This window comes from Streptomyces sp. NPDC093260, from assembly GCF_040683715.1.
Lineage (GTDB): Bacteria > Actinomycetota > Actinomycetes > Streptomycetales > Streptomycetaceae > Streptomyces > Streptomyces sennicomposti.
In genome coordinates this window covers 157429-180950 of record NZ_JBFBEK010000003.1, presented here as the reverse complement: position 1 = coordinate 180950, position 23522 = coordinate 157429, and the positions used below count along the sequence as shown (strand labels likewise).

Annotated in this window: 19 protein-coding genes and 1 pseudogene; 13 read left to right on the top strand and 7 right to left on the bottom strand. The window is 72.3% G+C overall.

What is annotated here, in order from left to right; genetic code table 11:
• Positions 1–82 precede the first annotated feature (82 nt).
• Positions 83–2911: an FAD-binding and (Fe-S)-binding domain-containing protein gene (locus tag AB0N63_RS05065; RefSeq protein ID WP_365524767.1), complete on the bottom strand. Its 2829-nt coding sequence runs from the start codon at positions 2909–2911 to the stop codon at positions 83–85.
• A 389-nt stretch (positions 2912–3300) separates the two neighbouring features.
• On the opposite strand from AB0N63_RS05065, the gene serC reads away from it, so the two are divergent.
• The 8 genes from serC (at position 3301) to AB0N63_RS05025 (ending at position 11172) form a co-directional block, all read left to right on the top strand.
• Positions 3301–4419 (top strand): phosphoserine transaminase, encoded by a 1119-nt coding sequence (gene serC / locus AB0N63_RS05060; RefSeq protein WP_223001086.1) that lies wholly within the window; start codon positions 3301–3303, stop codon positions 4417–4419.
• Between the two features lie 548 nt (positions 4420–4967).
• Positions 4968–6161 (top strand): ATP-binding protein, encoded by a 1194-nt coding sequence (locus AB0N63_RS05055; protein WP_365524203.1) that lies wholly within the window; start codon positions 4968–4970, stop codon positions 6159–6161.
• A complete protein-coding gene (locus AB0N63_RS05050) occupies positions 6158–6559 on the top strand; it encodes a roadblock/LC7 domain-containing protein (RefSeq protein ID WP_365524200.1) in 402 nt (133 codons plus the stop codon). Before AB0N63_RS05055 ends, AB0N63_RS05050 begins: the two co-directional genes overlap by 4 nt.
• Entirely contained in the window at positions 6556–6927 is a 372-nt protein-coding gene (locus AB0N63_RS05045) for a DUF742 domain-containing protein (protein ID WP_365524197.1), read from the top strand. Before AB0N63_RS05050 ends, AB0N63_RS05045 begins: the two co-directional genes overlap by 4 nt.
• A complete protein-coding gene (locus AB0N63_RS05040; protein ID WP_365524194.1) occupies positions 6905–7498 on the top strand; it encodes an ATP/GTP-binding protein in 594 nt (197 codons plus the stop codon). The genes AB0N63_RS05045 and AB0N63_RS05040 overlap by 23 nt, the downstream gene beginning before the upstream one ends.
• A gap of 135 nt (positions 7499–7633) precedes the next feature.
• Positions 7634–9001 (top strand): cytochrome P450, encoded by a 1368-nt coding sequence (locus AB0N63_RS05035; RefSeq protein WP_365524192.1) that lies wholly within the window; start codon positions 7634–7636, stop codon positions 8999–9001.
• Positions 9002–9109: 108 nt separating this feature from the next.
• Positions 9110–10369, top strand: a complete 1260-nt coding sequence (locus AB0N63_RS05030) for a cytochrome P450 (RefSeq protein WP_365524189.1) — start codon at positions 9110–9112, stop codon at positions 10367–10369.
• Positions 10366–11172, top strand: a complete 807-nt coding sequence (locus AB0N63_RS05025) for an enoyl-CoA hydratase/isomerase family protein (RefSeq protein ID WP_365524185.1) — start codon at positions 10366–10368, stop codon at positions 11170–11172. The genes AB0N63_RS05030 and AB0N63_RS05025 overlap by 4 nt, the downstream gene beginning before the upstream one ends.
• 132 nt (positions 11173–11304) lie before the next feature.
• Here AB0N63_RS05025 and AB0N63_RS05020 read toward each other — a convergent pair whose 3' ends face one another.
• Complete coding sequence (locus AB0N63_RS05020; protein WP_365524182.1) at positions 11305–12864, bottom strand: cellulase family glycosylhydrolase; 1560 nt, start codon at positions 12862–12864, stop codon at positions 11305–11307.
• 267 nt (positions 12865–13131) lie between these two features.
• Between AB0N63_RS05020 and AB0N63_RS05015 the strand changes: the two are divergent.
• Positions 13132–13710 (top strand): annotated as a pseudogene (locus tag AB0N63_RS05015) (DUF4157 domain-containing protein); the annotation flags it as partial.
• Positions 13711–15135: 1425 nt separating this feature from the next.
• Here the strand turns inward: AB0N63_RS05015 and AB0N63_RS05010 are convergent.
• Positions 15136–16122 carry a WD40 repeat domain-containing protein gene (locus AB0N63_RS05010; RefSeq protein WP_365524179.1) on the bottom strand — a complete coding sequence of 329 codons (987 nt, stop codon included), beginning with the start codon at positions 16120–16122 and terminating at the stop codon, positions 15136–15138.
• Between the two features lie 130 nt (positions 16123–16252).
• Between AB0N63_RS05010 and AB0N63_RS05005 the strand changes: the two genes are divergently transcribed.
• Positions 16253–16927, top strand: coding sequence for a GDSL-type esterase/lipase family protein (locus AB0N63_RS05005; RefSeq protein WP_365524177.1), 675 nt, complete (start codon positions 16253–16255; stop codon positions 16925–16927).
• Positions 16928–17047: 120 nt separating this feature from the next.
• A complete protein-coding gene (locus AB0N63_RS05000) occupies positions 17048–18040 on the top strand; it encodes an aldo/keto reductase (protein ID WP_365524174.1) in 993 nt (330 codons plus the stop codon).
• A 170-nt stretch (positions 18041–18210) separates the two neighbouring features.
• Here the strand turns inward: AB0N63_RS05000 and thpR are convergent, their stop codons facing one another.
• The 3 genes from thpR to AB0N63_RS04985 all read right to left on the bottom strand — a co-directional run bounded on the left by thpR (position 18211) and on the right by AB0N63_RS04985 (position 21086).
• Complete coding sequence (gene thpR / locus AB0N63_RS04995; RefSeq protein ID WP_365524171.1) at positions 18211–18783, bottom strand: RNA 2',3'-cyclic phosphodiesterase; 573 nt, start codon at positions 18781–18783, stop codon at positions 18211–18213.
• A gap of 293 nt (positions 18784–19076) precedes the next feature.
• Positions 19077–20615 carry an MFS transporter gene (locus AB0N63_RS04990; RefSeq protein ID WP_365524169.1) on the bottom strand — a complete coding sequence of 513 codons (1539 nt, stop codon included), beginning with the start codon at positions 20613–20615 and terminating at the stop codon, positions 19077–19079.
• A gap of 33 nt (positions 20616–20648) precedes the next feature.
• The gene (locus tag AB0N63_RS04985) at positions 20649–21086 is read right to left on the bottom strand and encodes a MarR family transcriptional regulator (protein WP_164585378.1); all 438 of its coding nucleotides are present in this window, start codon (positions 21084–21086) and stop codon (positions 20649–20651) included.
• Between the two features lie 152 nt (positions 21087–21238).
• On the opposite strand from AB0N63_RS04985, the gene AB0N63_RS04980 reads away from it, so the two are divergent.
• Positions 21239–21427 carry a ribbon-helix-helix protein, CopG family gene (locus tag AB0N63_RS04980; RefSeq protein WP_365524167.1) on the top strand — a complete coding sequence of 63 codons (189 nt, stop codon included), beginning with the start codon at positions 21239–21241 and terminating at the stop codon, positions 21425–21427.
• A 31-nt stretch (positions 21428–21458) separates the two neighbouring features.
• Here AB0N63_RS04980 and AB0N63_RS04975 read toward each other — a convergent pair whose 3' ends face one another.
• Positions 21459–22910: an NCS2 family permease gene (locus tag AB0N63_RS04975; RefSeq protein ID WP_365524165.1), complete on the bottom strand. Its 1452-nt coding sequence runs from the start codon at positions 22908–22910 to the stop codon at positions 21459–21461.
• A 289-nt stretch (positions 22911–23199) separates the two neighbouring features.
• On the opposite strand from AB0N63_RS04975, the gene AB0N63_RS04970 reads away from it, so the two are divergent.
• A complete protein-coding gene (locus AB0N63_RS04970; RefSeq protein WP_365524162.1) occupies positions 23200–23487 on the top strand; it encodes a DUF2530 domain-containing protein in 288 nt (95 codons plus the stop codon).
• The last annotated feature ends 35 nt before the right edge of the window (positions 23488–23522 follow it).

Genomic DNA, 23522 nt, shown 5'->3' with positions numbered 1-23522 from the left:
TTGGGATCTGTACAGCGCGATGTACTACTGAGTCCAGGGTAATGGACTCGGTCAGGCGCGTAAACCGCCTAAGGGACTGTCCCTACGCCCCCAGCCCCTCCGCCAGGACCTCCGCCAAGTGCCGGCCCCGGACCCCGGCCAGTTGCTCCAGCTGGGTGCGGCAGGAGTAGCCGTCCGCCAGGAACACCGTGTCCTCCGGCGCGGACCGGACCGACGGGAGGAGTCGTTCCTCCGCGCAGGTCTTCGACATCTCCCAGTGGCCCTTCTCGAAGCCGAAGTTTCCGGCCAGGCCGCAGCAGCCGCCGGCCAGTTCGCCGGCCAGGCCCGCCGCGGCGCGCAGTCCGCGGTCGGCCGCGTCGCCGAGGACGGCGTGCTGGTGGCAGTGGGTCTGGCCGGCGACCGGGCGGTCCAGGCGCGGCGGCCGCCAGGTGGGGGCGTGTCTCTCCAGGGTCTCGGCGAAGGTCAGCACCCGGTCGGCCAGGCGCCGCGCCCGCGGGTCGTCGGGCAGCAGTTCGGGCAGGTCGGCGCGCAGGGCGGCGGCGCAGCTCGGTTCCAGGACGACGACCGGGGCCGCGGTCTGCAGGACCGGTTCCATCAGGTCCAGGGTGCGGCGCAGCACCGTGCGGGCCTGGTCGAGCTGGCCCGTGGAGATGTAGGTCAGTCCGCAGCACACCCGGCCCCGGCCGCGCAGCAGCGCGAGCGGGTTCAGGAACCTCGATCTGCCGTCGCCGACCGGCGGGCGGTCCAGCCGCAGGGTCGGCGGGAGGGCGACCCGCAGTCCGGCCGCCTCCAGTACCCGTACGGCCGCGCGGCCCACGGCGGGCGAGAGGTGTTCGGTGAAGGTGTCCGGCCACAGGACGACGACGAGTCCGCCGCCACCCTCCCGGGCCCGTTCTCCACCACCCTCCCGGTCCCGGGCCCCGTCCGGATCCGGCAGCGGGCGGTTGCGCCACCAGCGCGTGAAGGGCTCCCGGGCCAGCCGGGGGATCGCCCGTTCGGGTGCGAGTCCGGCGAGGCGTTTCGCGGCGGCGGCCAGGGGGCCTACGGCGGCGAGCGCGTTGAGCGCGGGGGCGGTGCGGGTCCGGGCCGTCCAGCGCAGCCACACCGGGAGCCGGCCGAGGGCGTAGTGGGCGGCGGGGCGGCGGCGTCCGGCGTAGTGGTGGTGCAGGAACTCCGCCTTGTAGGTGGCCATGTCGACGCCGACCGGGCAGTCGGAGCGGCAGCCCTTGCAGGACAGGCACAGGTCGAGCGCGTCGCGGACCTCCGTGGAGCGCCAGCCGTCCGTGATCACCTCACCCGCGAGCATCTCGTGCAGCAGACGGGCGCGGCCGCGGGTGGAGTGCTCCTCCTGGCCGGTGGCCCGGAAGGACGGGCACATCACCGCCGCGCCGGACACCTCGGTCGTACGGCATTTGGCGACGCCCACGCAGCGGCGGACCGCCGCCGTGAAGTCGCCGCCGTCGGCGGGGTAGCCGAAGGCGACGGGCACCGGTTCGCGGGGCAGCGCGGCGAAGCGCAGGTCGGCGTCGAGGGGTGCGGGACGGACCAGGATGCCGGGGTTGAGCAGGTCGTCGGGGTCCCAGAGGGCCTTGGCCCGCTCGAACAGGGCGACCGTCTCCGTCCCGTACATCCGCGGCAGCAGTTCGGCGCGGGCCTGCCCGTCGCCGTGCTCCCCGGACAGGGAGCCGCCGTGGGCCACCACCAGGTCGGCGAGGTCCTCGGAGAAGCGCCGGAAGCGGCCGACGCCCGCCTCGGTGAGCAGGTCGAAGTCGATGCGGACGTGGATGCAGCCGTCGCCGAAGTGCCCGTACGGCGTGCCGCGCAGTCCGTGGGCCGCCAGCAGGGCGCGGAACTCCCGCAGATAGGGGCCGAGGCGGGTCGGGGGGACCGCGCAGTCCTCCCAGCCGGGCCAGGCCTCCGTGCCGTCCGGCATGCGCGTGGCCGTGCCGCTGGCGTCCTCCCGGATGCGCCACAGCGCCCGTTGCGCGAGCGGATCGGTGACGACGAGGGCGTCCAGGACGTCGGCGGCGCGCACGATCGCCTCGGCACGCGCCCGTGCCTGCGCCGGGGTGTCGCCGCCGGTCTCCACGAACAGCCAGGCCGCGCCGCGCGGCAGGTCGGCCGTGCCCGGCACGAGGTCCGCCGCCATGCCCTCCACGGTCAGCGGCCCGAGCGGCAGCAACCCGGCCGCGGCCTCGGCGGCCCCGCTCTCGTCGGCGTACCCGAGGACGGCCAGCGCCCGGGCGCGCGGGGCGGGCACGAGGGAGACCACCGCCTCGGTGAGGACGGCGAGGGTGCCCTCGGAGCCGCAGAAGGAGCGCGCCACGTCGGCGCCCTTCTCGGGCAGCAGGGCGTCCAGGGCGTAGCCGGAGATGCGGCGGGGCAGGTCGGGGAAGCCGGTCCGCAGCCGGGCCAGTTCGTCCTCGGCCAGGTCGCGCAGCCCGTCCGGGGCGCCGGCCCACCGGCGGCCGAGGACGAGGCGGCGGCCGCGCGCGGTGAGCACCGACAGTTCCCGGACGTTGTCCGCGGTGGTGCCCCAGGCGACCGAGTGGGAACCGCAGGAGTTGTTACCGATCATGCCGCCGAGGGTGCAGCGGCTGTGCGTGGAGGGGTCCGGGCCGAAGCGCAGGCCGTGCGGGGCCGCGGCCTCCTGCAACCGGTCGAGGACGACGCCCGGCTGGACGACGGCGGTGCGCGTGCCGGGGTCCAGGCGCAGCACGCGGTTCATATGGCGGGTGAAGTCGAGGACGACGCCCGTGCCGGTGGCCTGCCCGGCGATCGACGTGCCGCCGCCGCGCGCCACGACCGGCGCCCCCAGCTCCCGGCAGACCTCCAGCACCGCCGCCACGTCGTCGGCGTCCCGCGGCGCGACCACGCCGTGCGGGACGCGGCGGTAGTTGGACGCGTCCATGGTGGCCAGCGCCCGGGCGGTGGCGTCGAAGGCCACCTCGCCCCGGACGGCCGCCCGCAGCCGCGCTTGAAGATCCGAGAGGCCCGAAGGGTCCGAGGGGTCCGGGCCGTCCGGGAGGCCCGAGCGGTCCGAGCGCGCCGAGAGGCCGGAGCGACCCCGGCGGCCCGGGAGATCCGAGCGCTCCGGGCGGCCCGCGGGTTCCGGGAGATCCGAGAGATCCGTCATGCGTCCAGAATGCATCCGATCACGGACAGTCATCAGAAGTTGTCCACAGCCCCGCAGTTCGGATCTGCTTGTCGTACGACCTCACAAGCCCATCTATCGGCGATCTCGTCTCATCGGACGGACACGGTTCCGTCCCTTTTCACCCAGGGACTACCCTCCGAGTCGTGGCCGACATCCAGATTCCCGCTGACATCAAGCCCGCCGACGGACGCTTCGGCGCGGGTCCCTCCAAGGTGCGGACCGAGGCGCTGGACGCCCTCGCCGCCACCGGTACGTCCCTCCTGGGCACCTCCCACCGCCAGGCTCCGGTCAAGAACCTGGTCGGCAAGGTCCGTGAGGGCATCAGCGAGCTGTTCCAGCTCCCCGACGGCTACGAGGTGGTCCTCGGCAACGGCGGCTCCACCGCGTTCTGGGACATCGCGACCCACGGGCTGATCGACGGCAAGTCGCAGCACCTCACCTTCGGCGAGTTCAGCTCGAAGTTCGCCAAGGCCGCCAAGCTCGCCCCCTGGCTCGCCGAGCCGACCCTCGTCTCCGCCGACCCGGGCACGCACCCGGAGCCGAAGGCCGAGGCGGGCGTCGACGTGTACGCGTACACGCACAACGAGACCTCCACCGGCGTGGCCATGCCCATCAAGCGGGTCGAGGGAGCCGACGAGGGCGCGCTGGTGCTGGTGGACGCCACCTCGGGCGCGGGCGGACTGCCGGTCGACATCGCCGAGACGGACGTCTACTACTTCGCCCCGCAGAAGTCCTTCGCCTCCGACGGCGGTCTGTGGATCGGCGTGTTCTCCCCGGCCGCGATCGAGCGCGCCGAGCGCATCCACGCCTCCGGCCGGCACATCCCGGAGTTCTTCAGCCTGCCCACGGCGATCGACAACTCCCGCAAGAACCAGACGTACAACACCCCGGCGCTGGCCACGCTGTTCCTGCTGAACCAGCAGCTGGAGTGGATCAACGGCCAGGGCGGTCTGGACTGGGCGGTCCGCCGCACCGCCACCTCCGCGCGCACGCTGTACGGCTGGGCGGAGGACGTGAAGTTCGCGACGCCGTTCGTCACCGACCCGGCCAAGCGGTCGCAGGTCATCGGCACGATCGACTTCTCCGACGACATCGACGCCGCCGCCGTCGCCAAGGTGCTGCGCGCCAACGGCATCGTGGACACCGAGCCGTACCGCAAGCTCGGCCGCAACCAGCTGCGGGTGGCGATGTTCCCGGCGATCGACCCGGCGGACGTCGAGGCGCTGACGAAGTGCGTCGACTACGTGATCGAGAAGCTGTAGTCGTACCCCACGACAGCGAGGGCGCCCGGCGGCTGGTCCGCCGGGCGCCTTTCGTGTGGCCGGGCCGCCTTTCGCGGGTGCGCGCACCGCCCGGTGCCCTCTCCCCCCTCCTCTCATCGCGGACTCCCCCGCCCCGCCGGGCGCCCCCTCGCGCCGGGCGTCCGCACCGCCTCCGCCGGGGTCCCCCGTCGCCCTCCGCCGGGCGCCTTCCCGTGCCGCGGCGGACGCCCTTCGTTCACGCTCCGCCGCGCGACCCGTTCGTTCGTGTGCGGATCCGGTGGAACATTCGCCGGACCAACCAGACATCAGGTGTCAACTCGGCTCGCCCGGCTGCGACTTAGGCTTTACTCCGCTGATAAGATCAACACACTTTCAGTAGGCTGGCGCAGCGTCAGATATGCGTCACGGGGGACAGTCCCGAGGAGGCCCCACCGCGAAGGAGCAGCCGTTGGCCCGCGAGTGAGCCCGCAGCGCTCCCCATGAGACCTGCGAACGCGGACACCCCCGCGAGGCCTGCTCATCTCCGCGATGCGACTCGAAAGATTCCCATGACGTCTTTGATCGAAGATCCCCTGCTGTGGATCTTGCTAGGAGTGCTCGTCACCGCGGTCCTCGCGGTGCTGCGCGCTCGCAGAACCAACATGGCGCTCCGCAGGCAGAGCGCCGAGCTCCGGGCCAATCGCGACGGACTCGACGCGGAGCGCCTGCGGCTGCACGCCCAGTACGAGAGCCTGCGCGCCGAGCACGAACGCGCGCTCGCCGAAGTCCGCGCCGCCGCCGAGTCGGAGACCAAGGACGTGCTCAGGGCGTGGATGCGCACCCTGCAGGTCCTCGCCGACGAGCAGCAGCGCTCCATCAGCGACCTGGCCCGGCTGAAGTACGGCAACGATCCCAAGATCCTCGCCGACTTCATGACCATCGACCACACCAACTCGCAGTTCGGCCGGCGCGCCCAGGGCATCGCGGCCCTGTGCGGCGGCTGGCTCGGCCGCCGGGAGAGCGCCGCCTCCGTCTACGACGTGGCGCGCAGCGCGCAGGGCCGTATCCGGCACTTCGACCGGGTGCGGATCCACAGCCAGGTCAACGTGGCGGTCACCAGCACCGCCGTGGAGCCCGTCGCCGTGGTCCTGGCCGAGCTCCTCGACAACGCCACCAACTACAGCGCCCCCGGCACCCCCGTCGAGATCAACATCCAGTCGGTGCCCACCGGCGTGTGCCTGATCATCGACGACGCCGGTCTCGGCATCAGCCAGGAGGAGAAGGACCGGGCCGCAGCGCTCCTCAACACGCAGGGCCCCGTCTCGATCACCAGCCTCGGCAGCCCGCCCCGGGTCGGCTTCGCCGTCGCCGGTGTGCTCGCCGCCCGGTACGGCTTCAAGGTCTCCGTCGATTCCGTCTCGCCGTACGGAGGCGTCCGCGCGGTCATCCTGCTCCCGGAGAGCCTCTTGACCCACGAAGTCCCCCAGCCCCAGCCGGCCGAGATGACGACGCACGACTTCGACGGGCCGGAGTCCGCGTCGTACGCCGCCCCGGGGCCGTCCCCGGTGACGATCGTCGGCAAGACGGCCGGGGGCCTGCCCAAGCGCCGTCGCGCGGTCGCGGTGGTGCCCCAGCCGGAACCCTCGGTGTCTGATGCCTCGGAGCAGAGCAGCGAGGTGACCGCGTCGCGCCTTGGCGCCTTCGCGCGCGGAACGCTTCTGGGGCGGGACACGTCCATCACGGAAGGATCACAAGAGCAGTGAAGCCCGATCTGTCCTGGGTGCTGAACGACGTGCTGACCGTACGCGGCGCCCGCCATGCGATTCTCGTCTCCGCCGACGGCCTGCTCATGGAGCGCTCCAGCGAGATAGGCAGGGACGAGGCCGAGACCAACGCGGCCGCGATGAGTTCCATGCAGTCGCTCAGCCGCGCCGTGGCCGGCTTCGTCTCCGGCGGCCACGGGATCTGGAAGCAGACCCTGATGGAGTACGACGGCGGCTGGATCTTCCTGATCGCGGCGGGCAGCGGCGCGTACCTGGCGGTCTCCGCGGCCCTCGACGTCGACATGGAACTGATGTCGATCCGGATGCAGCAGCAGGTGACGGCGCTGGGGAAGGCCCTGAGCGCTCAGCCGCGCCAGAGCGCCGGTGCCGAGGCATGAGCGGGCCCGGCGAGGACGCCCTGGTCTCCAGCGAACTCGTCCGCTCCTATGTCATCACCGGTGGCCGGCAGCTGCCCGACGACGACGAGCTGTCGCTGCACACCCTGGTCACCCTGGCGCCCGACCGGCAGATGCCGCTGAACGCCGGCCCGGAGGTCCGCGCCATCTGGGAGCTGTGCTCGGGAGGCTATCTGGCCGTGGTGGAGGTCGCCGCCCACCTCGGTCTGCCGGTGGGCGTCGCCCGCCTGCTGCTGACCGATTTAGCGGAGCAGGGTCATCTGCTGCGCCGCGCCGCGCCCCCGCGGGCCAAGCCTCAAGAGAGAGCCGTCATCGAGAAGGTGTTGCATGGACTACTCAAAGCCCTCTAGGCCTGAGCCCCGCTACGTCTCGGACGCGGTCACCGTCGCCGCGAAGATCCTCGTGGTGGGTCACTTCGCCGTGGGCAAGACCACGTTCATCGGCTCCCTCTCCGAGATCGCCCCGCTGCGCACCGAGGAGCGGATGACCCAGGCCGCCGCCCACGTGGACGACCTGCGAGGCGCGCCGGACAAGGTGACGACGACCGTCGCCCTGGACTTCGGCCGGCTCACCCTCAGCGACGACGTGGTGCTGTACCTGTTCGGCACGCCCGGGCAGCAGCGGTTCATCCAGCTGTGGGAGGACATGGCCCGCGGCGCGCTCGGCGCGCTGATCCTCGTGGACCCGGTCCGGCTGGCCGAGTCCTTCCCGGTGATCGAACTGGTGGAGAAGTACGGCCTGGAGTACTCCATCGCCGTCAACTCCTTCACGCCGGACGAGCGGTACGACGAGGCGGAGATCCGCGAGGCCCTCGATCTGCTTCCCGACACGCCCGTCTCGTACTGCGACGCCCGCAGCCGCGACTCGTCGGGCCAGGCACTGATCACTCTCGTACGGCATCTGCTGACGCGTACGGCCTGATCCACCGGGCGCCACCCCCAGCCCTCCTCCGGAACGCCCCGGACCGTCCCCCCCCCGGAGCGCGTCGGAACACCCCCGGAACGCCCCTGCCGCCCGGAACGCACGAACACCGGGCAGACGAAGGACCCGAACACCATGGAATATCAGCGACCGGCCGACACGCCGGGCATACCGTCCAGATGCCCGATGCACGGCCAGGACTTCGCCGCCGACCCCCACGGCGCCTACGACAAGATGCGGGCGGCCGGCCCCGCCGCGCCGGTCGAACTCGCCCCGGGCGTGGACGCCACGCTCGTCGTCGGCTACCAGGCCGCGCGCAGCGTGCTCCAGAACACGACCGACTTCAGCCGCGACCCGCGCCGCTGGAGGGCCCTCAACGAGGGGCTGATCGCACCGGACAACCCGGTGCTGCCGATGATGGCGTACCGCCCCAACTGCCTGTTCACCGACGGGGCCGTGCACCTGCGGCTGCGCAAGGCCGTCACCGACAGCCTGGACCGGCTCGACATCAGCCGCATCCGCCGGGACGTCGAACCCATCGCGGCCTTCCTCATCGACCGGTTCAGCGAGCGCGGGCGCGCCGACCTGCTCAACGACTACGCCAAGCTGCTGCCGCTGCTGCTGTTCAACCGGCTCTTCGGGTGTCCGGCCGACATCGGCGACCGGCTCACCAGCTCCATGTCGGCGATCTTCGACGGCCGGGACGCGCTGCGCGCCAACGAGGAACTCACCTCGTGCCTCATGGAGTTGATCGCCCTCAAGCGGCGCGAGCCGGGTGACGACGTCACCTCCTGGCTCATCCAGCACCCGGTCGGGCTGACCGACGCGGAGCTGAAGGACCAGCTGGTCATGCTGATGGGCGCGGGCGTCGAGCCGGAGCGCAACCTGATCGGCAACTCGCTGCTCCTGCTGCTGTCCAGCGGCTCCTCGGAGCGGGGCGCGGGCATGCTGATCGAGGAGGCCCTCGACCACGTCCTGTGGAACAACCCGCCCATCGCGAACTACGCCACGCACTACCCGCTGCGCGACGTCGATCTCGGCGGCGTGTACGTCGAGGCCGACACCCCGCTGGTGATCAGCTTCGGCGGCGCCAACAACGACCCCTCGCTGCGCACCGCCCGGCAGTCCCTGAGCAAGGGCGCGCATCTGGCCTGGGGCGCCGGTCCGCACGCGTGCCCGGCGAAGTCGCCGGCGACGGTGATCGCGCTGACGGCCGTCGAGGCGATCCTCAACGCGCTGCCCGACCTGACGCTGGACATCCCGGCCGAGCAGGTGGAGTGGCGGCCCGGTCCCTTCCACCGGGCACTGGCCGCGCTGCCGGTCCGCTTCACCCCGACCCCCGGCACCCGGGTCGCCGCCCTGCACACCCCGGCGCCGGCCGCGTCGGCCCCCGCGCCCGCGCCGATGCCGGCCCACCCGCCCGTACCGAGTGTCCGGACGCAGGACAACTCGGCGCGCAAAAAGGGATTTTGGAGCACGTTCCTCGACATCTTCCGCGTCTAGCGGCACGCATGTGACAGGAGCAACAGTCTTCGACGCATGAGCAGGGGGAGGGGAAGGGTAGCTTCCGCCGGGATCATCTGTGATCGACACGGCCAGAAGGAGCTACACGTGACGGCAGTGGGTGACATAGGCGGCGGACTCGACCGTCGAGCCGTCATCTCAGTTGTCCGGCGCCTGCGTTCTCCGGAGGGGCAGGCCGACCCCCTCCCCCTGTGGAAAGAACTGCGTGACATGGGCGACGTGGTCCCCGCCCCCTGGGGCGGGCACTTCGTCACCGGGTTCGAGGTGTGCAACCAGGTGCTGCGCGGCCGTGACTGGCTCGCCCCCGACATCGCCTGGCAGGAACGCCAGCCCGCCCCCGAGCGCTGGCACGCCCCCGCCACCCGCGAGATGAGCCACACCCTGTCCCGGCTCAACGCCCCCGAGCACACGTGTCAGCGGCGCGGTCTCGGCAACCTCTTCGACCGCGGCACCCTGGAGGCGATGCAGCCGGACGTCGAGGACCACGTCCGCCGGCTCTGCGACGCCCTGGAGGAGCGGCTGCGCACGGCGGGCGAGGCCGACCTGGTCCCCACCGTCAGCGAGCGGCTGCCCGTCGAGACGGTCGGCCACTGGCTCGCCATCCCCGCCGAGCGGTACGCGCACATCCTGGACTTCACCCACCGCCAGGTCTTCGCCCAGGAACTCCTCCCGACGCAGAGCGACCTGAAGGTCTCCGCCGCGGCCACCATGGAGATGCGGGCCTTCTTCACCGACCTCATCCGCGAGCGCCGGGCCCACCCCGGCGACGACGTCGTCTCCGAGTGGGTCCGCCACTGGGACGCCCGGTTCCCCGACGACCGGGCCGCCGCCGACCGCGGCCTCTACCACCTGGTCATGTTCATCACGATCGCCTCGCTGGAGACCACCGCGACGCTGCTGTCGAACCTGGTCTGGCTCCTGCTGCGGGACCGCGCCCAGTGGGACTGGCTGCGCGCCCACCCCGAGCACGTCGACGACGCCATCGACGAGGCACTGCGCTACGACCCGCCCATCCACCTCAACTCGCGTGTCGCCGCCAAGGACACCGTGCTCGCCGGGGTTCCCGTCGCCAAGGACACGATGGTCCACGTCCTGTACGGCGCGGCCAACCACGACCCCCGGCGCAACGAGGACCCGCACACCTTCGACGTCCGGCGCAGAGGTGCGCACCTCACCTTCGGCGGCGGCGCCCACTACTGCCTCGGGGCGGGCCTGGCGCGCCTCGAGGCCCGTACACTCCTCTCCCACCTGCTGAAACGATTCCCTGATCTCGCCCTCGCGAGCGGCCCCGAGTACGCGCCCCGTATGGTGTTCCGCCGCGTGACCTCCCTGAGAGTGACGTCATGACCGTCCTGCCCGACCCGACCGTCCAGTACCTCAAGACGGTGCGGACCGACCGGCAGGGGCCCGTCCTGTCCATCGAGCTGAACACCCCGGAGCAGGGCAACGTTGTCACCGACACCATGCTCGACGAACTCCTCGCCGTCCTCGACGCACAGGACCCCGACGTCCGGGTCGTCGTGCTCTCCGGGGCCGGCGCCGACTTCTGCCTGGGCGGCGACCGCTCCGAGTTCGCCGAGCAGCTGGCGCAGGACCCGACCGGGGGCGGCATCCGCGGCTCCGGCGCCAAGGCCCGCCGGGTCTGCGAGGCCCTGTCCACCAACCCGGCGGTCACCATCGCCCGCGTCCAGGGCAAGGCCATCGGCGCCGGCCTCGCCCTGGCCCTCGCCTGCGACCTCAGGGTGGGCGCGGAGACGGCCACCTTCCGCCTCCCGGAACTGGCCCTCGGCCTGCCCACCGCGTGGGGCGGCCTGCTGCCCCGCCTCCTCAACGAGGTCGGAGCGGCCCGGGTGCGCGAACTCGTCCTCACCTGCCGGGCGTTCGACGCGCGGGAGGCGAGAGACCTCTCGATCCTCCAGAACGTGGTCCCGGAGAACGACCTCGACGCCGCGGTGCGCACCTGGGCGGCCCCGGTCGTCCGCCGCTCGCCGACGGCCCTGCGCGTCACCAAGCACCTCTTCAACGCCTACGCGAGCGCGACCCGCCTGGCCGATGTCACCGTCCTCGACGCGGAGTTGCTGGCCTCGGCGCTGGCGGCCAACGAGTACACGACGGGCAAGGCGTCCCGCGGTCCAGGGCATCTGTTCTAGGGGCGCCCCTCCCCACCGCCCGAACCCGAATCCGGCGTGCCCGTCGGGAGGGTGAGGGGAGCGGTCGCCACAACGCGGGGGCGGGGCGCCCGGTCGTAGCCAGTCGCCCCGTCCCCGCCTGTCCGGCGTTCCTCAGGACGCCGTGCAGGTCACCACCGGCGCCGCCCCGCCCCCCGGCGCCCCGCCGAAGCCGAAGCTCGTCGAAGCGCCCGGCGCCACCGCGCCGTTGTGCGCGGCGTTCACCGCCGTCACGGTCGCTCCGCTCTGCGTGTAGCTCGCGTTCCAGATGTTGGTGATCTTCTGGGCGCCCGGCCAGGTCCAGGTGACCTTCCAGGACGTGAGGGCAGCGGTGCCCGAGTTCTTCACCGTGACCGAGGCGTTGAAGCCGCTGCCCCAGTCGTCGCTGACGGTGTACGCCGCCGTGCAGGCCGGCGCGCTGCCGCCCGTGCCGCCGTCGTCCCCGCCGCCCCCGCCGCCGCCCGCCGGGAAGCCCGGGGCCTTGATGCTCGTCAGGTAGCCGTCCTTGACCGTGTCCACCGTCTGCCAGTCGTCCTTGAGGATGCCGCCCGTGTCACCCGAGTCCGGGTTCCACGACCAGAACGTCCACTGGAAGCCGTCCGCCCCGTACGTCGAGGTCGGCCGCAGGTAACTCACCAGTGCCGAGAGCCACTTCTGGTCCACCGTCGACTGGAGCGTCGTGCCGAACTCGCCCACCCACACCGGCGCGATGTTCTGCTTGAAGACGTAACCCCAGTACTTGTCCCACACGCCCGGCATGTTCGCCGGGAACGCCGGGTCGCTGAACCAGCTCTGCTGGGCCACGCTCGTGGCGTAGTCGTGGGCCGAGTACACGACCCGGTTCGCCACGGTCAGGCGCACCGGGTACTGCCCCACCCCCATCAGGTTGCCGCCCCACCAGCCGGAGACGCCGTCGACCGTCTGCACGCCCTCCACGAAGACCAACAGGCTGGGGTTGACCGAGAGCACCGCGTCGCCCGCCCGCTCGGCCGCCAGCCGCCAGTCGGTCGCCTGGTCGCCGCAGCCCCAGCAGGCCGGGTCGTGCGGCTCGTTGTGCAGGTCGATGCCGATGACGGTGTCCTGGCCCTTGTAGCGGGACGCCAGCGCCTTGAGGTCGGCGATCCACGTCGACTCGGGGACGGCCGAGGTGTACCAGAGCGCCGACTGGCCGCCGGAGTCCGGGCGGTGGCGGTCCAGGATGACCTTCAGGCCGTCCTGCCCCGCGTACGCCACGATCTTGTCCATGACCTGGAGCGGGGTCAGGCCCTGGAGATCGGTGTTCATGTTGTTGAAGTTGATGCTGTCGGCCGTCGTCCCGGCCTTGAAGACGTCGTCGCTGTAGGGCAGCCGGATCGTGTTGTAGCCCAGCGACTTCATCTGGTCGATCATGCTCTTGTAGTCGCGGGACCACAGGCCGTGGACCACGTGGTTGCCGGTCTCGAAGCCGAACCAGTTGACGCCCGCGATCCGGACCGGGTTCCCGGCCGCGTCCAGGATCTGGCGGCCGCTGGTGTGCCAGTAGCCGGCGCCGGCGGCCGTGCCCGCGGCGGTGCTCTCCTGCCCGGTCACGGCGGTGGCCGCGTGCGCGGCCGTCGCCGCGCCGAGGCCCGCGCCCAGGGGTATCAGGAGCGCCGCGGCGGCCGTGCACAGCGCTCTACGCATGCTGCGGAACATGTCGCTGCTTCCTCTCGGAGGCGCGGGCCGGAACAGTATGGGAGCGCTCCCATTCCCGCCCCTCCATGGAAGCCACGTCCCACCGGCCCGTCAAGACCGTGGACACGACAACCGCCCCGGGCGGCGCGAGCGTGGAACCAAGGGCGTCGTCCACCCATGTCTGCCCTCGTACCTGCCCCTGCGGGCCTCCCGCGCGGGCCGCGCGGCCGGTAAGGATCGGGCGACGCCCCTCAGAACCGATGCCTCCGCGCCGCCCCGGGAGTACGTATGCGCAGCCAGGACCAGTCCAAGGATCCGAGCGGGCGGATGGCGGGCGCCGTACGGACCCCGCGGGTCCCGGCCGGGCGGCGCACCCGCGCCGTACCCCCGCAGCACGCCTTCGCCGCCCGGTCCCCCGAGGCGCTCCTCGCCCTCCAGCGCACCGCCGGGAACGCCGCGGCGGCCGGGCTCGCGGCGGGGCGGGGCGGCGCCGCGCACTCCGTCGGCCAGGTGCTCCGCTCGGCGGGCGCCCCGCTCGACGGCGCCCTGCGGCAGGACATGGAGCAGCGGCTCGGCGCGGACTTCGGGGACGTGCGTCTGCACACCGACGCCGCCGCCCGCCGCTCGGCCGCCGAGGTCGGCGCACGGGCGTACACCTCGGGCAGCCATGTGGTGATCGGCGACGGCGGCGGCGACCGGCACACCCTCGCCCACGAGCTGACCCACGTCATCCAGCAGCGCAGCGGCCCGGTCGCGGGCACCGACCACGGCGACGGGCTCCGGGTCAGCGACCCCTCGGACGCGTACGAGCGCGCGGCGGAGGAGAACGCCCGCCGGGCGCTGGCCGCCTCGCCCCAGCAGTCCGCGACGGCGTCACAGCCCACCACGGCCCAGCGGTCCGTCACGGCCGACCACGCCGCTCACGCCGGCCACTGCGGACACGCCGCCCACACCGGCCACGCCGCCCCCACCCTCCAGCGCGTCCGCTCCGGTCGCCCCACCGGTCTCACCACCGTCGGCGGCGACGACGCGTACTTCACCACCCAGTCCCCCGAAGGCGTCCTGCGCGACGGCCCCTCGCCGAACAACCTGATCGGCCACCACGTGGACCACGTGGACGCCCAGAACCACCACCCCGGCGACGTGAGCCTGCGCATCTCGGACGACGGCTCCCTCGCCGTCCACGACACCGACCGGGAGCCGAAGGAGTTCTACGCCACGAACGCCGTGTTCCAGCAGGCGGTCACCCAGCTCGGCCAGGCCGGCAGCCACTACACGCTCGTACAGGGCGGGGCGCAGATCAAGACCGAGGCGGGGACGCTGACCAAGGTCACCCCGGTCACGGCGGATCCCGCCACCCGGCGGATGGCCGGCGGGTTCGCCGACCTGGTGCGGGTGCAGTGCATCGACGTGGCGCGCGAGGTGGTGGGCAGCCGCCAGATGAACGTGGTCACGGACGGCGGCGGCGCGCGCGGCACCGCCCCCTGGGGCGCGAACGTCGGGGTCCGCCTCGCCCACCACCTCGCCGGGACCGTGCGCTCCGGCGGCGCCACGGACGGAGCGGCCGCGGCGACGGCGGCCGGCGACGAGCAGGAACGCCACACCGAGCCCGAGGTCGCCCGCGACTACGGCACCACCCTGCGCGAACGCCCCGGCGACGCCGACGCGGCCGCCCGGGACATGGGCGTCAACCAGCACGCCCACCCGGAGATCGGCGAGGGGTTCGCCACCCTCTCCGTCGGCAGCGACGACAAACTCGACTACGCGACGGCCCCCGCCGGACACGACCGCACCGACCGCGGCGACGTCGACGTGTGGAACTACCACTTCGCCGGAGTCGTCGCCCGCAGCCTCGACGGCGCGGACTGGGTCACGCTGGAGAACTACACCCGCAACCAGAACGCCCAGCGCGCCCTGAGCCAGCTGGAGCGCCAGCTCCTCGGCGCCTACCGGGAGAAGACGAAGACGATCTTCAACAGCTTCCGGGGCAAGGAGCCCCAGGGCGCGCTGGAGAGCGACCGGGTCATCGAGATGATCCAGAAACTCGCCGACACCACCCGCGCCCGCGCGATGCAGGAGTACCAGGCCCTCGGCATCGACCAACTGGCCTGGCAGGGCAAGTGGTTCTTCCGCCTCTACGGCTCGCAGCCCGGCGAGACCTTCCACGACAAGCAGTACGCGTCCGGCACCGGCGACTTCGTCAACCCGCTGACCGTACGGGTGCGTCGGCAACCGTGACGCCTTCGGGGCGGGGGCCGGAACTCCCCGACCGGCAGCTCACGTGGCGGCCCTTCAGCGTCGCTTGAGCCGCCGCAGCCCGAACACGACGGCCGCCGCGAGCACCACGACCACCGCGCCGGTCTTCACCGTGCCGCTGAGGCCGTCGCCGCCCACTCCTGGGACGGAGGAAGTCGCCCTGCCGGACGGAGACCTGCTGCCACCGTCTCCCCGGCCGGGCGCGTCCTTGGCCTGGACGGGGCTGTCCGCGCCCTCGCTGCCGTACAGCAGCTTGGTGCCGTCGGCGGTGTAGGTGACCGACTCGCCCTGGCGCTGCAAGGGCACGTCGAGCTGGCCGGCCCGCTTGATCCGGCCGCCGTTCCAGTCGTAGGAGACCCCGCCGAAGTAACCGCGCACGGCGAGCTTCGTGCCGTCGGGCGAGAAGGCGGCGTCGGTGGCCCACAGGTCCACGGGGGCGATCGGCTCGAAGACGTTGGCGCCCGAGGTGGACAGGCGGGCCGGGCCCTCGAAGAGGTGGCCGCCGTCCTCCTTCTTGTCGACGATGTAGACACGCCCGGTCTTCGGGTGCACGACCAGCGACTCGGCGTCGCGCGGGCCGTCCGCGTACTTCACCACGTACTGCGTGGCCCGGATCGTCTGGTCCTTCAGCGCCTCGGGCTCGGGCAGTCTGTAGATCCACACGTAGGGCCAGGTGCCGCCGAGGTTGTCGCCGATGTCGCCGACGTAGATCTGGTTGCCGGGGCCGATGGAGATGGCCTCGACGTCGCGGGGCCTGCCGACGCCGCTGAGGGTGACGGTGGCGACGGTCTTCCCCGTCTTCCCGTCCACGGCGTAGATATAGGGGCCGTCGTCGCTGTCGTTGTGGGTCCAGTAGACGCCGGGGTGCAGGTGTGAGGCGGCGAGGCCGCTGGACTCCTTGATCCGCGGGTCCCTGATGGTGAACCCGCCGTCCCCGTCGGCGGCCGAGGCGGGCACGGGCAGGGCGACGGCGCCCACGAGGAGGGCGGCGGTCCCGGCGAACAGGGCGAACGGTCGGCGCATGCCCCAAGCCTGCCATCCCGCACGGCGGTTCGGGCGGGCCGCCCGCCAGTCGCGGGCGCGGGACAGCGGGTGGCGGGGTTCACACCGGTCCGGTGCACCCGCCGCCGCCGCGATCCCCGATGATGAGCGGATGCTCAGGTTGATGCCCGTCGGAGACTCGATGACCATCGGCAGCGCCGGCGAGCACACCTGGCGTTACCGTCTGTGGCGGCACCTGCGCGACACGTACGGGGGGCCGTTCGCCTTCGTCGGCCCGCGGGAGGCGCTGTACGACCAGGCGACGCGGACGCCGACCTCGTACGAGTACGCCGACCCCGACTTCCCCCGCGCCCATCTGGCCGGCTGGGGCGAGGGCTGGCAGCACATGGCCCCGCTGATCGGCGAGGCGGTGCGGGCGAGCCGCGCCGACGTCCTCCTCGTCTCCCTCGGCCTCATCGACCTGGGTTTCTACACCAACGCCGAGCAGACGGCGCAGAACGTCGTCTCGTTCGTGGCCGCGGCACGGGAGGCCGGGCCGCGCGTGCACATGGTGCTGCTGCCGGTGATACCCAACGTCCGCGCCGAGAACGAGCCGGCCTTCGCCGACGAGGTGTCCCGCTTCAACGAGCTGCTGGCCAAGGCGGTGGCCGACCTGGACGAGCCCCGCTCGCCCCTGCTCCTCGCGTCCCCGCCGCCGACCTACGACATCCACGCCGACACCTACGACGGCACCCATCCGAACGCCCACGGCGAGCACAAGATCGCCGCCGCCTTCGCCGACGCGATGCACGGGGCGTGGGGGTGGGGCGGGCCGTACGCGGGCTGAGGCGCCCCCGGGGGGGCACGGGCACCGAGGCGCCCCGGGCGCCCGCCGGCGCAGGATCCGGCGCCTCCCCGAAGAGCCCCCCTTGCTTCGAGCGCACTCCAGGGCATTGGCTTGGGGACCATGAAGTACACACAGCTGGGACGCACGGGACTGAAGGTCAGCCGACTGGTGCTCGGCACGATGAACTTCGGGCCGCAGACCGACGAGGCGGACAGCCACGCCATCATGGACGCGGCGCTGGACGCGGGGATCAACTTCTTCGACACGGCCAACGTGTACGGCTGGGGCGAGAACAAGGGCCGCACCGAGTCGATCATCGGCAACTGGTTCGCCAAGGGCGGCGACCGGCGCGACAAGGTCGTCCTCGCCACCAAGGTGTACGGCAACATGGGCGCGGACGGCGAGGCCTGGCCCAACCACGACAAGCTGTCCGCGCTGAACATCCGGCGGGCCGTGGACGCCAGCCTCAAGCGGCTGCGGACCGACCACATCGACCTGTACCAGTTCCACCACATCGACCGGGACACGTCCTTCGACGAGATCTGGCAGGCGATCGACGTCCTGGTCCAGCAGGGCAAGGTCCTCTACGCCGGTTCGTCCAACTTCCCCGGCTACAAGATCGCGCAGGCCAACGAGGCGGCCGCGCGCCGGGGCGGCACCATCGGCCTGGTCAGCGAGCAGTGCCTGTACAACCTGGCCGAGCGACGCGCCGAGATGGAGGTCATCCCGGCCGCGCGGGACTACGGACTCGGCGTGATCCCGTGGTCGCCGCTGCACGGCGGGCTGCTGGGCGGGGTGCTGAAGAAGCAGGCCGACAGCGGCCGGCGCGCCTCCGGGCGGGCCGCCGACGCCCTCGCCGACCCGGTCCTGCGCGGGCGGGTCGAGGCGTACGAGGCGCTGCTCGACAAGCACGGCCTCCAGCCGGGCGAGGCGGCGCTGGCCTGGCTGCTGACCCGGCCCGGCGTGACCGGCCCGATCGTCGGCCCGCGCACCGCCGAGCAGCTGGCGTCCGCGCTGCGGGCGGTCGAGCTGGAGCTGAGCGAGGAGGTCCTGTCCGGCCTGGACGAGATCTTCCCGGGGCCGGGCCCGGCCCCGGAGGCCTTCGCCTGGTAGCCGTTGAGGGCACCGGCCGCCCGGCCGCCCGTGCCGCCTGACGGCACGGGCGCGGCGGCCGCGCCCGGCGTCACCTGCCGAGCGCGGCCGCCAGGGCGACGACGGCCAACATGAGCACAAGCGCACCGGCCATGATCCGGTTCCGGGTTTTGGGGTCCACGTCTTCGAGACTAACCGGACGCGCCGAGCGGCCAGCGGCCGACCGGCTCGTAACGGGGCTGTTCGCCGGGCACGCCCGACCTCGGCAGCCGGCTGCGGACGAGGACCAGTTCCGTCACCGTCCAGGTGCGCCCGGCGAAGTCCTGGAGCGCGGCGACGTACGGTCGCACGTCCACCGCCTCGCGGGCACGGGCCACCGTCAGGTGGGCCTTGTAGCGGCGGTGCTCGCCCATCTCCAGGCCGGTCCTGCGGGCGGCGGCGTCCGCGCGGTCGGCCAGCAGCCGCAGCGCGCCGAGGTCGCCCTCCGCGCCCGTCCACAGCGCCTTCCCGCGCCCGAACTGTCCCCCACCGCCGAGCGCGAGCGGGAACGGCTCGGTGCGCCGCGCCGCCTTCGCCAGCCGCGCCGACAGCTCCGGTACGGCGTCCTCGTCGACCTCGCCGTAGAAGGCGAGCGTGAAGTGCCACCCGGCCGGCTCGGTCCACCGGAACCTCCCGGCCCCCGGCAGCTCCCGCAACCGCTGCACCTCACGCCCGAGCACCCGCACGACATCCTCGGGGGGCAACACGGCGGCGAACAGTCTCATGTCCCCAGTGTCCCCGCCGCGCGCTCCGCGAGTGCACCCGTGTGACCAGGTCACCGTGCCTGTCGTGGTGCCGCGCGGCCGCATGCGACCCGGCGGCGCCGGCGTGCCCGGTGTACCTGATCGTGGATCCGTGCACCGGCGTGCGGCACCTGCCCACCCTGCCGAAGGACGGCGGGCACCGCGGCGACCTCGGCCTGGACTTCGGCGACGAGATCGACCTGACCGGCACGCCCGTCGGGCTGGTCCTGAGGACCGGCGAGCTCCCCCGCAACCGAGCCCGGCGGGCGGCGCCGTCAGGCCGCCGCCCTCGCCGGCTCCTTGTTCTTCTCGTTCTTCTCGTGGGCGTCCCCGCGGGGGACGAAGGTGAGGCGGGGGTGGCGGCCCTGCCAGGAGAGGGCGGGGCGGACGTCGCCGGCGCGGGTCAGGGCCAGGCCGATCGCGGTCGCCGCCGCCAGGGAGATCACGCCGCCGAGGGCGAAGCCGGTGCGGGGGCCGTAGGCGTCGGTGACCCAGCCGACCAGGGGCGCGCCGAGCGGGGTGCCGCCCATGAAGACCATCATGAACAGCGCCATCACCCGGCCGCGCATGGCGGGGTCGGTGGCCATCTGCACCGTGGTGTTGGCCGTGACGTTGACCGTGAGGCCGAACACGCCGATCGGCGCCATCAGCAGCGCGAACAGCCAGTACGACGGGGCCAGCGCGGCCACGATCTCCAGCGCGCCGAAGGCCGCCGCCGCGGCGATCAGCACCCGCAGCCGGGCCGTGCCCCGCCGGGCCGCGAGCAGCGCGCCGACCAGCGAGCCGACCGCCATCACCGTGTTGAACAGGCTGTACGCCCCGGCGCCCGCGTGGAACACGTCGTCCGCGTAGGCCGAAAGCCACACCGGGAAGTTGAACCCGAAGGTGCCGATGAAGCCCACCAGGACGATCGGCCAGATCAGATCGGGGCGGCCGGCGACGTAGCGCAGGCCTTCCCGCAGCTGGCCCTTGCCGCGCGGGGTGCGCTCGACCACGTGCAGTTCGCGGGCCCGCATCAGCAGCAGGCTGGTGAGCGGCGCGACGAAGGACAGGCCGTTGGCGAGGAAGGCCCAGCCGGTGCCCACACCGGTGATCATCAGGCCGGCGACCGCGGGGCCGATCAGCCGGGCGGACTGGAAGTTCGCCGAGTTCAGGCTGACCGCGTTCTGGAGCTGCTTGGGGCCGACCATCTCCGAGACGAAGGACTGCCGGGCCGGGTTGTCCACGACCGTGGCGAGTCCGACGGCGAAGGCGGCCACGTACACGTGCCACACCTCGACATGGCCGGTGAGCGTGAGCGCGGCGAGCGCCAGGCCGGTGAGGGCCATCGCGGACTGGGTGACGAGCAGCGTCGGCCGCTTCGGCAGCCGGTCCACCAGGACGCCGCCGTACAGGCCGAAGAGCAGCATCGGCAGGAACTGGAGGGCCGTGGTGATGCCCACGGCGGCGGAGGAGCCGGTGAGGCTGAGCACCAGCCAGTCCTGGGCGATGCGCTGCATCCAGGTACCGGTGTTGGAGACCACCTGGCCGATGAAGAACAAGCGGTAGTTGCGGACCTTGAGCGAGCTGAACATCGACGAGCCGCCGCGGGCGGCGCCCTTGCGGGGCGCGGAGCGCTGCGGCCCGGGGGCGGTACGCGGTCCGACGGCGCCGCGTGGTCCGGCGGCGGGCCGCGGGGCCGCCTCGGCGGTCGTGGCGGCGGGTGCGGTCCCGGGGCCGGTGCCGGGGTCGGCGGCGGTCCCGGGGTCAGGGGCGGGCTGGGTGTCGTGGGCGGTCGGTGCGGGGGCGGAAGCTGCTCCGGGTCCCGTACTCAAAAGGGTTCGCCTCCTTGGTGCTGCCGACGTTCTCTACAGGTGCGCGAGCTTTTCCAGTACGGGGGCGGCGTCGCGCAGTTTCGCCCACTCGTCCTCGTCGAGCCCGTCGACCAGACCGGCCAGGAAGGCGTTCCGCTTGCGGCGGCTCTCCTCCAGCATCGCTTCGGCCTGCTCGGTGCGGGTGACGACCTTCTGCCGCCGGTCCTCGGGGTGCGGCTCCAGCCGTACCAGCCCCTTGGCCTCCAGCAGCGCGACGATGCGGGTCATCGACGGCGGCTGCACATGCTCCTTGCGGGCGAGTTCGCCCGGCGTGGCGCTGCCGCAGTTGGACAGGGTGCCCAGCACCGACATCTCGGTGGGGCTCAGCGACTCGTCGACGCGCTGGTGCTTGAGTCGACGGGACAGCCGCATCACGGCGGAGCGCAGGGAGTTCACGGCGGCTACGTCGTCGCCATGGGTAAGGTCCGGCATGTTCTTTAGCGTAACTCATTACTCTCGCTAAAGACCAACCGGGAGAGGCACGGACGGGGTGACCCTGGCCACTACCGGCCGAACACTGTCACTCATATGGGTGACAGGGGGAGGAAAGGCCTACCCCGGCGCGAAGCGCTGCCGCGACCCTCATGTCCATGGGGACCAGCGTGCTCAGCCTGCGCATGGACCGCGAGCTGCTCGAACGGCTCCGGGCACACGCGGCGAAAAGAGGAATGAGCGTCCAGGACTACGTAGTCCGGACGCTCATGCGAAACGACTTCGACGAACGGTTCCACGCCGCCGTCGAGGAGACGGAGCGGTTCTACGGCGTGCCGTAGAACCGCTCCCCTCCGGGGACCCCGAGGGCCGTCAGAGCAGGCCCAGGGCCGGCATCAGGTAGTAGAAGGCGAACACCGCCGCGACCACGTACATCGCCGGCGGCACCTCCCGGCCCCGCCCGGCGGCCAGCCGCAGCGCCACGAAGGTGATGAAGCCCATCCCGATGCCGTTGGTGATCGAGTAGGTGAACGGCATCATCAGCATCGTCACGAAGGCCGGGATGGCGATCGTGTGGTCAGCCCAGTCGATCTCCTTGATCGAGCCGGACAGGATCAGGAAGCCCACCGCGAGCAGCGCCGGGGTGGCCGCCTGGGACGGCACCATCGTGGCGACCGGCGTGAGGAACAGCGCCACGGCGAACAGCGCGCCGGTGACCACGTTCGCGAAGCCGGTCCGCGCGCCCTCGCCGACACCGGCCGTGGACTCCACGAAGCAGGTGGTGGCCGAGGAGGAGCTGGCGCCGCCGGCGGCGACGGCGATGCCGTCGATGAACAGCACCTTGTTCATGCCGGGCATCTGGCCCTGCGCGTCGGTCAGCTTCGCCTCGTCGCTGATGCCCATGATCGTGCCCATGGCGTCGAAGAAGCAGGACAGCAGCACGGTGAAGACGAACAGGATGCCGGTCAGCACGCCGACCTTGTCGAAACCGCCGAACAGGCTGACCTTGCCGAGCAGCCCGAAGTCGGGGGTGGAGACCGGGTTGCCCGGCCACTTCGGGGTGGTCAGACCCCAGGACGGGATCTTGGCGACGGCGTTGATGATCACCGCGACGACCGTCATCACGACGATCGAGATGAGGATCGCGCCGGGCACCTTGCGCACGATGAGGGCCAGCGTCAGCAGCGCGCCCAGGATGAAGACGAGGACCGGCCAGCCGTTGAGGTGACCGTCGGCGCCGAGCTGGAGCGGGACGGTGGTGTGGGCGGCGTCCGGGATGCGGGAGACGAAGCCGGAGTCCACCAGGCCGATCAGCATGATGAACAGGCCGATGCCGATGGCGATGCCCTTGCGCAGGCCGAGCGGCACGGCGTTCATCACGCGCTCGCGCAGGCCGGTCGCCACCAGCAGCATCACCACGAAGCCGGCGAGGACGACCATGCCCATCGCGTCCGGCCACGACATGCGCGGCGCGAGCTGGAGCGCGACGACGGTGTTGACGCCGAGACCGGCGGCCAGCGCGATCGGGACGTTGCCGATGACGCCCATGAGCAGCGTGGTGAACGCGGCCGTCACGGCGGTCGCGGTGACGAGCTGGCCGTTGTCGAGCTGGTGCCCGTACATGTCCTTCGCGCTGCCCAGGATGATCGGGTTCAGCACGATGATGTAGGCCATCGCGAAGAAGGTGGCGAAGCCGCCGCGGATCTCGCGGGACAGGGAGCTGCCGCGCTCGGAGATCTTGAAGTAACGGTCGAGGGCGCCGTACGGGGGCGGCGTCCCCGGCTTCTCGGGGGCGGGGACCTTGGCGGTGGCCGAGGTGGACATGCGGATGACCTCAGGGATGCGGGGAGGTACCGGAGTACCGAGCCGGGAAGGGGATCAAACGTGGTCGAGTCTGGCCGTCTTCTGTCACCAACAGATCTCCCCCAGATTGCGGTTGGTGCTTTCTACGAAGATAAGCGGCCAGGCGCAGACCGTTTCAGTATGAACATATGAAGGCGAAAATGGCCATCTCCGCGCGTAGACCCCGGGCCGCGCAAGCGTCGCGCCCACGGCCGCGGCTCCTCTCCCCCGGGCCGTGAGGCCCCCGCGCCCCGGGCCGTAAGCTGAGCGCATGGCGAAGTGGACCCCCAAGCACGAGGCGCCGGAGCCCTTGGAGGGCCCCGTGGTCGCCACCATCACCGGCGGCACGGTCGTCTGGTTCGTCCTCTTCCTGGTCCAGCTCCCCTTCTACGGCTGGTACGCCGACCACGACCGCACCTGGTGGCTGTGGACCTGCCTGGCCGGCGGCGGCCTCGGGCTGATCGGCATCTGGTACGTCCGCAGACGCGACGCGGCGATCAAACGCGCGGCGGCGGCCGGCGCGACGGCGCCCACCGGTCACCCGGCCCCCACGGACTGACCCGCCCACCGGGCGCCCTTCCCCGCGGACCGGCC